The organism is Photobacterium sp. GB-50 (assembly GCF_003026755.1).
In the GTDB taxonomy this organism is placed as follows: domain Bacteria; phylum Pseudomonadota; class Gammaproteobacteria; order Enterobacterales; family Vibrionaceae; genus Photobacterium.
In genome coordinates, this window is record NZ_PYNX01000004.1 from 302,281 (window position 1) to 311,673 (window position 9,393).

General features: G+C 36.9%; 11 protein-coding genes and 1 pseudogene. 5 read left to right on the top strand and 7 right to left on the bottom strand.

All coding sequences use genetic code 11. The features are described 5' to 3' along the window. Nucleotides 1-190: 190 nt before the first annotated feature. Together C9J41_RS08635 and C9J41_RS08640 are read left to right on the top strand one after the other, a co-directional pair. The gene (locus tag C9J41_RS08635) at nucleotides 191-688 is read left to right on the top strand and encodes a DUF2867 domain-containing protein (protein ID WP_107247240.1); all 498 of its coding nucleotides are present in this window, start codon (nucleotides 191-193) and stop codon (nucleotides 686-688) included. Between the two features lie 108 nt (nucleotides 689-796). Then, the gene (locus tag C9J41_RS08640) at nucleotides 797-1,147 is read left to right on the top strand and encodes a GlpM family protein (RefSeq protein WP_107206825.1); all 351 of its coding nucleotides are present in this window, start codon (nucleotides 797-799) and stop codon (nucleotides 1,145-1,147) included. 165 nt (nucleotides 1,148-1,312) lie between these two features. Here the strand turns inward: C9J41_RS08640 and C9J41_RS08645 are convergent, their stop codons facing one another. Next, complete coding sequence (locus C9J41_RS08645) at nucleotides 1,313-3,412, bottom strand: S9 family peptidase (RefSeq protein ID WP_107294463.1); 2,100 nt, start codon at nucleotides 3,410-3,412, stop codon at nucleotides 1,313-1,315. Between the two features lie 476 nt (nucleotides 3,413-3,888). Between C9J41_RS08645 and C9J41_RS08650 the strand changes: the two genes are divergently transcribed. Beyond that, nucleotides 3,889-4,419: a hypothetical protein gene (locus C9J41_RS08650; protein WP_107294464.1), complete on the top strand. Its 531-nt coding sequence runs from the start codon at nucleotides 3,889-3,891 to the stop codon at nucleotides 4,417-4,419. Between the two features lie 48 nt (nucleotides 4,420-4,467). Here C9J41_RS08650 and C9J41_RS08655 read toward each other — a convergent pair whose 3' ends face one another. The 5 genes from C9J41_RS08655 to C9J41_RS08670 form a co-directional block, all read right to left on the bottom strand. Beyond that, complete coding sequence (locus C9J41_RS08655) at nucleotides 4,468-5,085, bottom strand: TPM domain-containing protein (RefSeq protein WP_107247242.1); 618 nt, start codon at nucleotides 5,083-5,085, stop codon at nucleotides 4,468-4,470. A 2-nt stretch (nucleotides 5,086-5,087) separates the two neighbouring features. Further along, nucleotides 5,088-5,846, bottom strand: coding sequence for a YgcG family protein (locus C9J41_RS08660; protein ID WP_107261631.1), 759 nt, complete (start codon nucleotides 5,844-5,846; stop codon nucleotides 5,088-5,090). Continuing rightward, nucleotides 5,846-6,445, bottom strand: coding sequence for a LemA family protein (locus C9J41_RS08665; protein WP_107206831.1), 600 nt, complete (start codon nucleotides 6,443-6,445; stop codon nucleotides 5,846-5,848). The genes C9J41_RS08660 and C9J41_RS08665 overlap by 1 nt, the downstream gene beginning before the upstream one ends. 476 nt (nucleotides 6,446-6,921) lie before the next feature. Beyond that, the gene (locus tag C9J41_RS22110) at nucleotides 6,922-7,047 is read right to left on the bottom strand and encodes a hypothetical protein (RefSeq protein ID WP_255418314.1); all 126 of its coding nucleotides are present in this window, start codon (nucleotides 7,045-7,047) and stop codon (nucleotides 6,922-6,924) included. A 65-nt stretch (nucleotides 7,048-7,112) separates the two neighbouring features. Beyond that, a complete protein-coding gene (locus tag C9J41_RS08670; RefSeq protein ID WP_107206832.1) occupies nucleotides 7,113-7,316 on the bottom strand; it encodes a hypothetical protein in 204 nt (67 codons plus the stop codon). A 517-nt stretch (nucleotides 7,317-7,833) separates the two neighbouring features. On the opposite strand from C9J41_RS08670, the gene C9J41_RS08675 reads away from it, so the two are divergent. Continuing rightward, nucleotides 7,834-9,060, top strand: coding sequence for an MFS transporter (locus tag C9J41_RS08675; RefSeq protein ID WP_107247245.1), 1,227 nt, complete (start codon nucleotides 7,834-7,836; stop codon nucleotides 9,058-9,060). Then, complete coding sequence (locus C9J41_RS08680; protein ID WP_107294465.1) at nucleotides 9,044-9,247, top strand: hypothetical protein; 204 nt, start codon at nucleotides 9,044-9,046, stop codon at nucleotides 9,245-9,247. The genes C9J41_RS08675 and C9J41_RS08680 overlap by 17 nt, the downstream gene beginning before the upstream one ends. A 3-nt stretch (nucleotides 9,248-9,250) precedes the next feature. Here C9J41_RS08680 and C9J41_RS08685 read toward each other — a convergent pair. After that, nucleotides 9,251-9,393, bottom strand: a pseudogene (locus tag C9J41_RS08685) (IS3 family transposase); the annotation flags it as partial.

Sequence of the window (9,393 nt, forward strand, 5' to 3'; positions counted from 1 at the left end):
CTGCCAAGAAAAAACAGTTTATTTAAGTGTTAGGACGGGATCAAAGGACCAAGGTGAACAAGTGTAATTACGATGATGTAGGCTAATTGTGAATATTATTTAGGAATGTGCGCTCGCACTACTAATCTAAAGTATCCGGAAATGAAATACATTGCTAATGTAGAGATACATTCATTAGGGAGAGCTTACAATGATCAAAGAAATCACTTTTCCGAGTTCAACAGGGATCTTAGGCAATGAAAAAGGACGATATTATCGTGATTCCTTTTCGGTCAATATTAGCCAACAGCACTTAAATGCCATTGATGTGTATTATGCTATTTTTGCCCATTTACCAAAGCCTGTGATTATTGCAATGAAAATAAGAAATAAGATCATGGGTTGGCTGGGGTTTTCAGCGGGCGCAACGGAAATGTCGTTACCGAAAGAACAAATAGCCACAGGTAAGCAAGCTGGTTTTCTTGTATTTGAGTCGGTATCGGAAGCGGAGGTAGTTGCAGCAGCTTATGATAAAAATATGGATATGTGGTTATCCGTGTTGAAGCTCTCTGAAAAAGAATATGCGGTTTCAACATTGGTGAATTTAAAAACACGATCTGGATGTTTATACATGGCGTTCATTAAACCTTTTCATAAGTTGGTGGCTAAGTTCTGTATTGCTCAAGCATTGCGTGCAAAGCGTATTTAAACAGTTAATAAGGTGTAACATTTTTCTATTAACTCTTGTTTAGAATTTTAAGGTAAATTGCTGCTATCTAATAAGTGATCACTGCGATCTGATAAAGGAAGATCATCGATGGTAGCGCTATTTTTCAAGTGTTTGTTAGGGGCTTTTGCCGTTTTGCTCATTGCGTTACTTTCTAAAAGTAAGAGCTTTTATATCTCTGGTTTAGTGCCTTTATTTCCCACCTTTGCTTTAATTGCCCACTATATTATTGGCACAGAGCGCACCATGGCAGATTTGCGTGTTACTGCATTATTTGGACTGTATTCACTAATCCCTTATGCGGCATATCTCATTGCTGTTTATTACTTTAGTTATAAATATGAATTAGTTTGGACACTATCATTGGCTGCATTAGTTTGGGCTTTCTTTGCTTGTTTGTTACTGATGGGGTGGACGAAGTTTAGCCCTGCATTGAGTTAGGTGAGAGGTCGTGAGTAGGGTGAGATAGGGAATCGTGACATGAACACTCAATCTAAAGCTTATTTACATTAATGCAAAGAATATGGCGTGTTCGGTGATTATTTCACTCGCGAACACGCCATAATATTCATGCGATGATACCTATTTGCTTAGATTAGTGACTTTTCATTTAGTCATTTTTTCGTTTAAAAGGTCGATGAAGAAAGCATATTCCAATGCATCTTCGTGGAGTGCTTTAAAACGACCTGATGCACCGCCGTGACCAGCTTCCATATCGGTTTTAAACAGTAAACGATTGTTGTCTGTCTTCATCTCACGCAGTTTTGCTACCCATTTCATTGGCTCAAAATATTGCACTTGTGAATCATGTAGCCCTGTTGTCACAAGCATGTTTGGGTAGTCGTGCTGACCCACATTATCGTATGGCGAGTAACTTAACATGTACTCGTAATACTCTTTCTGATTAGGGTTACCCCATTCGTCATATTCGTTTGTCGTTAATGGAATAGACTCATCCAGCATGGTCGTTACCACATCAACAAATGGCACTTGCGCTGCAATACCGCAATATAATTCAGGCGCTTGGTTAGCAATAGCGCCCATTAACAAACCGCCTGCAGAGCCACCCACAGCAAAGATTTTATCTTTCGCACCGTAACCTTGTTTGATAAGTGCTTTTGTTACATCAATAAAATCATTGAAGGTGTTTTGCTTGGTGAGTTTCTTTCCATCTTCATACCAAGGGCGACCTAGCATTTCAGAGCCGCGAATATGCGCGATAGCATAGACAAAACCACGATCAAGCAAGCTTAAACGTGATGATGAAAAACTAGGATCAATGGTTGAACCATAAGAACCGTAACCATATTGGTAAAGCGGATTGGTGCCATCTTTTTTAAATAAATCTTTACGGTAAACCAAAGAAACAGGTACCTGTTTACCGTCACGAGCGTTGATCATTAATCGCTCTGATTGATAGTTGCTTGCTTCAAAATCGCCTAGTACTTCAGCCTGTTTTAAAAGGTCGAACTCACTGTTATCAAGGTTGATATCAAAGTGAGATGCTGGCGTTGTCATACTTGAATAGTAAAGGCGGAGCTTATTGGTATTAAGTTCTTTATTGCCATAGAAGAAAGCGGTGAATGCTTCATCATTAAAGTGTAATTCACGCTCTTCATTGGTATCTAATTGACGTACAGTCACATGGGTTAAACCATTTGAACGTTGCTGATATACAAGGTAGTTATCAAATAATTCGTAATCTTCTAGCATCACACCTTCAGCAGGTGCTATTACATCTTGCCATTTTGACTTATCACCGATTTGATCGGTATCAACTTTCATTAAGCGGAAGTTAACAGCCTTATAATTGGTCAACACGTAAAATTGCTGCCCAAGTTTCGAAATACTGTACTCTAAGCCTTCTTCACGCGCTAAGAATGGTTTTGCCGTAGCGTTTGGATCGTTAGCATCGATAATAGAAACAGCACTGGTTTCAGTGCTTGAATGCCAAATATACACCAATTCGTTATCTTTACTTTTACCTATCGAGGTATAAAACGTTTGATCTTTTTCTTCAAAAATCAACACGTCTTCAGTCTGGTTTGTACCTAATTGGTGACGGAATACTTGATACCCCAATAAGGTTTGCGGATCTTTCTTGATGTAATAAAACGCTTTATTATCGTTCTGCCACGCAATAGATCCACTGGCGCCTGTGATTTCATCAGCAAGGTATTCACCCGTAGTCAGGTTTTTTACTTTGATGGTGTAAATACGACGGCTAACAGTATCTTCACCATAAGCCAGTAAATTTTCATCTTGGCTTACACTTAGGCTTGATACATTGTAATACTCGTGATTTTTAGCCAGTTCGTTAATATCAAGCAATACGGTTTTATTCGTTCCTGCAAAATCGTCTGCTCGAACTGAAACAGGATATTCATTATCACCCGTTATTTCGCTGGAATAGAAGTAATTGCCTTGTTTTACAGGGACTGAATTATCATCTTTTACAATACGGCCTTTAATTTCTTTAAATAGCTGCTGTTGTAATGCTTCTGTATGCGCCATTACAGCATCGGTGTAAGCATTTTCAGCGTTAAGATGCGCAATGATCTCAGGATCACAGCGTTTATCATCACGCATCCAATAGTAATTATCAGTACGTGTATCATTATGGATGGTCATTTCATGTGGTACTTTCTTTGCGACTGGCGCTTTAAATGAAGACGCATGAACCACGTTTGTTGTTTTTGTATTCACAATAATGTCCTTCCAAGTATCTTCTTTTCATTGAGCATAAAAGAAAATTTAAAATAGGATACAACGATTACCATAAGGTGTTGTATTTTTGTTATTTTTTAAGACAGATTTAGGCATGAATAAACGCGATAAGAATGCATTTATAGTTTTATTATGCTCTGCTTACATCCTATATCTTGGGGTATTTCTCTATTTTTCAATCCTTAGAATTAAAATCGAAGAATTAAGATAAAAAGTAATATCGTAGCTGCTATTTTTTCTTATATGAAATAGAGAGAATTGTAATTGAAGATTTTAATTATATAGAAAAAAGCTAACGCATTGGTTTTATTATAAATTTACAAGATAAACCATGTGTTTTTTGATCATATAGTCAGTTGTGGTTCATAAAAACGAAATAACGTGATTTCACTCACGAAATGAGCTTTGCTAGAGACTAATATAAGAAATATAACTAATTGATAGTATGTCTTTTTATGAAGAGCACATGGATTATAGTTTTAGGAATTGTTGTTGGTGCTATCGTAATAGGCGGACAATCTTTTTACCCGTTGCTGACCTCACAAAATATTCTTAACAAACCAAGTGGTGAAGTTAGGTTAGGTGACGTTTACGATGAACAGTTAACGACGACAGTTACGATTACAGATGCAGATAATAAGATGCCCATCTTGATGATCATGACGTACACAGATCAGATAACAACGGATGTGAAGCAAGAGCTGAGTCAAATGGTAAAAGAAGCCAATGAAACGCTACCGGCACATGAAAAAATGCGATTAGAAACCGCCTATTTTGATACGAATGTGAACATTGAGCTAACCACAGAAGTGGCCTACCATTCTCAATATCAAAATAAGATGAAGGTAACCATTGACGATATTGTGTTATCTCATCCTGCTGACGAGCAATACCACTTTGCTGAAGCGACAGATATGATAAATACCTCCGCGCAGAAAATGGATACGCTTTTTCATCAACAATATTCATTTTTCCATAAAGTATAGTGATAAAAAAGGCGCTCAGTGAGCGCCTTTGGGGTGTGGTATTTGAGATTAACTAATCACGACTAAGCAATTAGGTAACTCATTTTTATTTTCAGTTAATGGATAAGCATTAGCCAGTAACTTGCTTGATTGCTCTAAGCACTGCAGAAAGCCTTCATAGGTTTTTCCTGCGCGAACATTGGTTGTGAAATCAGCAACAATAGAGCGCCATGCTTCATCACTGATTTGTTCACTAATACCGAAGTCCGTTAATATTTCAACGTAATGTTCGGCTTCACACACAAAAATCATCACCCCTAAATGCTGCTTGGTGCGATGAATACCATTGGCGAGAAATTGCTCTCTTGCCACTAGGCTAGCACGACGATGTTTCACTGCTTTTGGCACCAGACGATATTTAATCGCAGGGATCCTAAATAACAAGGTAAACGCGATAAAGCCGACTAACTGACATAATAGAACGTCGTTTAACTCTAACCAAAAAGGTAAGAAATTGAGTAGGGCGGGAATAAATAACGCAATAATTGCAGCCCATAATGTCGGTACAAAATAATAGTCGTCGGCTTTAGTCGCCACAACAGTCATTAATTCAGCATCGGTTGTTTTTTCAATTTCACCAATTGCTTGGCTGATTGTTTCTAGTTGTTCATTAGTAAATAACTTCATATTTACCATCCTCCTGATGCGCCGCCGCCACCAAAGCCACCACCGCCGCCACTAAAACCTCCACCACTGCTGCCTCCGCCAAAGCCGCCACCATTTCCGCCAGAGCGAGGGGAATTTCCCGAACCAAAACCACCACTGGTGAATACATCACCATTACGACGGTAATATTGTGAACGATGACTTCTACGTCGGCTAAAGGCGATAATTTGAATCACGATGACAAAGAGTATGAATAGGTAAAGATCATAAGACGGTTTTTCTTCTTGAACCACAGGCTTATATTCACCTTTAATTGCCCCAAGGATCGCTAATACGCCATTTTCAATCCCTTTGGCAAATTGGCCTGATTTAAACTCAGGTTTTATTTCGTGGTTGATAATACTAATAGCTGTCGCATCTGGCAGTGCGCCTTCTAAGCCATAACCGACTTCAATCCGGATTTTCTTGTCGTTATAGGCAACAATTAATAGCACACCGTTGTCATGCTCTTTATTGCCAATACCCCATTTACGACCGAGTTGATACCCGTAATCGGCAATAGGGATCCCATCTGTTGATGGAATGGTAACAACAACGACTTGGTTTGAAGATTGTTTCTCTTCATTCGCAAGCAGTTGCTCTAGTTGTTTGATTTGCGAAGCATTAAGAATATGCGCATCATCCACCACACGTCCCGTGAGTTTTGGGAAGGTGGGTTGTGCAAAGCAAACTTGGCTAACTAGCAACAAGAGTCCGGTAAAATACAGGACTTTTTTTATCATTAGAATGCTACCTTAGGTGCAACATCAGCATTGGGTGTCGTTGCTGAGAAGTTTGGTTTAACCGTTAAATCGCTATACATGATCCAATGCCAGAAACGACCTGGGAAAGTACGAATTTCTGTATTAAAGGCTTTAACGCTATTAATGTAATCACGACGAGCAACGGCAATACGGTTTTCTGTGCCTTCAAGTTGCGCTTGCAGTGTAATAAATTGCTCATTAGCTTTTAAATCAGGATAACGCTCAGACACAACCATTAAACGAGATAGCGCACTACTTAATTGTCCTTGGGCTGCTTCAAACTTTTTAAATGCTTCAGGGTTATCTATTGTTTCAGGAGTAACCTGCATTGAAGATACCTTTGCGCGCGCTTCTGTAACGGCAGTTAATGTGTCTTTTTCATGGCTAGCATAGCCTTTCACCGTTGCGACAAGGTTCGGGATCAAATCAGCGCGACGTTGGTAATTATTTTCAACTTGTGCCCAGTCTGCATTTACTTGTTCATCGAGCATGGGAATTGTATTAATACCGCAGCCGGTCAGTTGGAGCAGTAAAGCCAAGCTAAATACCCATTTCAGTATTTTTGGAAAATTAAACATTCGTATCCCTTCTGTTATGTATGATTATATTTACGTTGTTTATTGATAATTGAACAATGCAAAATAATGGAGTTTAAACATGTTAAGTATAAATAAAATTAAATAATTATCATCAATATGTCATTGTTATTTTTAGTATAAAAAATCAATAAGACGCAATTATTATGGCAAAAATAAAGAGTGTATTAGGTGGTTAGCACATCTAAATGTGTAATAACTATTTTGCTTGTTACTCGCTGGCTTTTTGGTGGCTGTAAGTAAAGAAGGTGTGTTTCTTTGGTAGTCTCGGTTTCTTGCGAATTGAAGTTAAAGAGGAGAGATACAGCAACATTCGTCATGCTGAAGATGTCTTTCGACATTATGAATTAGTAATTCACAATGAATTACTAATTCATCTAACTCGGAATTGCCCCAAAACGTAGAGTAGATGCTCCTCACCAAACGACGATGTTCATATTGACCAACATTTTCTAATGTTAGAAGCTCATGAGTAGCCAGCTTAGTTGAAGATCAATATTGATAGTAATAGCAAGGTTATCTACAAAATCACATACCCAAACGGCAAGATCTATATCGGGAAGAATCTGACAAACAGTATCCATTTATCCTTGGTGCCGGTTTATTGAGTACGTCTTTGAACGTGGCTTTTACACTGGCGAATTATCTACTAATCATCTTTAGTGATATCTAAGCCCAGCAGCCCGAAATAAATGGTACCTCGTAAGCTTTGATAGAGGGTGTCATTATCACTGCTCAGTGCCACTGCCTCTTGAATCACTAAACATCGATCATCATCGATTGAATGCTGACTATCGTTGAGATAGACAATATGCTCTTTACGGATTGTTCTTTTAACTTCAAATGCGGTCAATGCTCTTCATAACTTGAAGTAACTTTTCTCGTCGGTAATCAATTAACATTGTTCTTCGTATGTTAAGTACTATTGTATGTTTTTCATCCGAAATAATTATAACCTTAACCATGCTGTTCAATAATTAACCACCCCATAATGAACTTTGCAAGAGCAGAACACTCACGAATAATATAACGTAATGATATTTAGTGCTTTCTGAACACAAAGTAAGCTAATTTCATGACGTGAATCACACCGCGTTATTAAAGTCGCTGCAATTGTTGTTATAGTCTTGAAGTTACATTTTGTTGCCTATAGTTGCTCTAAGATTTAATTTATTTACAGTAAATTAAATTTCAATTACATTTTTTAACAATACTGAAGATTGAATATGCAAAACAAATCAAACCAAATGAACAAAAATTATGAATAATGATGACCCGAAGGAATTCATAGGTGCTGCCTTTATTTGTAAATCAGGCATTAGAGCTAAGGCTTGCGCTGAGCACATAAACTTGAAAACAGGAACTCACGAATGTTCTTTTATAAAATGAAGAAAAATGTGTATGCCTTTTTTTTGAGTAATATGATGCTTAGGATATCAGTCGATGCGATAATATTCTCATTTCTGTGGTTTTACTTATCTGATGATACTATATTAAGTGGTATTACATACATGGCATTTAGGACTTTTGAGATATATTTAATGCCATTTAGTTCATATTTACCCGATAAATTTGGAAGAAAAACGGTATATAACTATTGTTACATTTCCGCTTTTATTTGTTGCTTACTTGCGTTAACTGCCTTGATTGTTCTTGAATCAACTTTGCAAATGATTGTATCAGTAGTTACATGTTTATTGTTAGGTGGTGTAGTGAGTATACTCCCAACAAACACAACATCTTTACTGCATGACAGGTATGGTAGTAGGTCTAAAGTTGCATTCAGGGTTGGATCTATTTTTGCGTCTTATAAAATATTTCTATCTCCGATAATAGGAATGCTAACTACTATATCTTTTGGTAGCTTAAATACGGTCATAATAAGTACTGTTCTTCTAAGTATTGCTTTTTTTATAAAAGAGTATGCATTAATAAATATACCTAATGTAAAATCACTTGACAGGGTAAAGTTTAGCGATACTTTTACGAGTTTGTTCAACTCATTATCAATAAAATACGAAAAGGTCTTTATTCCCACCTTAGCTGTGATTAATTTACTTATGACTCCATTTTTCATGGTTTCATTACCACACAATGCTGCAAATGGAATTTATCCAATTCCTGAGTTTGTTGTTTTGTTAGATATGCTTTTCGGATTAGGGATATTCATTGCTAACAAATTTATTTCAAACAAAATTCCTGATAAGCAAGCAATTCTTATTGGGTTATTTTTATTAGCTCTTATGCTGTCGTTTGGTTCTGGAGATAACGTTTATATGGCACCTGCAATGTTGTTTTTAGGGGGGCTTGGGCTACCATTAATTGTTATAAACATAACTACTATTCGTGTAAATAACATACCGAAAGACAAAAAGTCCATGTATCTATCATCATTGACTTTTTGGAGCCTATTTTTAAATCCAATTTCAATTCTAATTATATCTTATATGTATAAGTACGATTTAACTAATAACGTTCAAAACGTTTATTTCTGTATTTCATTTTCGATTCTTGCTTATTTTTTTTACAATGCTTTTACATTTTCCACTGATGTTATAAATCAAGTTAAAGGACAAGAGAATGAAAAAAATAATTGATATCCTTTTAAACAGAAATACTGATAGTCACGGCCTACCATCTAACCCTTGTATAATAAAAGGTGGTGGTAGTGAGTTTAAAAATATAATATCTGTAAATGATATAGATGACTTTATTTCAGTTGATGGAGCAAGGCTACCGTATATAGCAATATCTAACACAAAGAAAAAATATAGTCAGCTGTAGTGGTCAACAAATACTAGCCACGGTTTTAGAGGTTAACCAATATAATCGTTCTGATTCATTCGGTGTTAATCCGCCATTATATTGATGTGGTCGTAATTGGCTGTAATAACCAATAATATATCGAGTGATTTCGTGTTTTGCTTCAG

Coding starts and splice junctions, on each gene's coding strand:
- C9J41_RS22110 (WP_255418314.1), bottom strand. CDS start 7,047: ATGGATACTGTTTGTCAGATTCTTCCCGATATAGATCTTGCCGTTTGG.
- C9J41_RS08635 (WP_107247240.1), top strand. CDS start 191: ATGATCAAAGAAATCACTTTTCCGAGTTCAACAGGGATCTTAGGCAAT.
- C9J41_RS08650 (WP_107294464.1), top strand. CDS start 3,889: ATGAAGAGCACATGGATTATAGTTTTAGGAATTGTTGTTGGTGCTATC.
- C9J41_RS08680 (WP_107294465.1), top strand. CDS start 9,044: ATGAAAAAAATAATTGATATCCTTTTAAACAGAAATACTGATAGTCAC.
- C9J41_RS08675 (WP_107247245.1), top strand. CDS start 7,834: ATGTTCTTTTATAAAATGAAGAAAAATGTGTATGCCTTTTTTTTGAGT.
- C9J41_RS08665 (WP_107206831.1), bottom strand. CDS start 6,445: ATGTTTAATTTTCCAAAAATACTGAAATGGGTATTTAGCTTGGCTTTA.
- C9J41_RS08660 (WP_107261631.1), bottom strand. CDS start 5,846: ATGATAAAAAAAGTCCTGTATTTTACCGGACTCTTGTTGCTAGTTAGC.
- C9J41_RS08655 (WP_107247242.1), bottom strand. CDS start 5,085: ATGAAGTTATTTACTAATGAACAACTAGAAACAATCAGCCAAGCAATT.
- C9J41_RS08640 (WP_107206825.1), top strand. CDS start 797: ATGGTAGCGCTATTTTTCAAGTGTTTGTTAGGGGCTTTTGCCGTTTTG.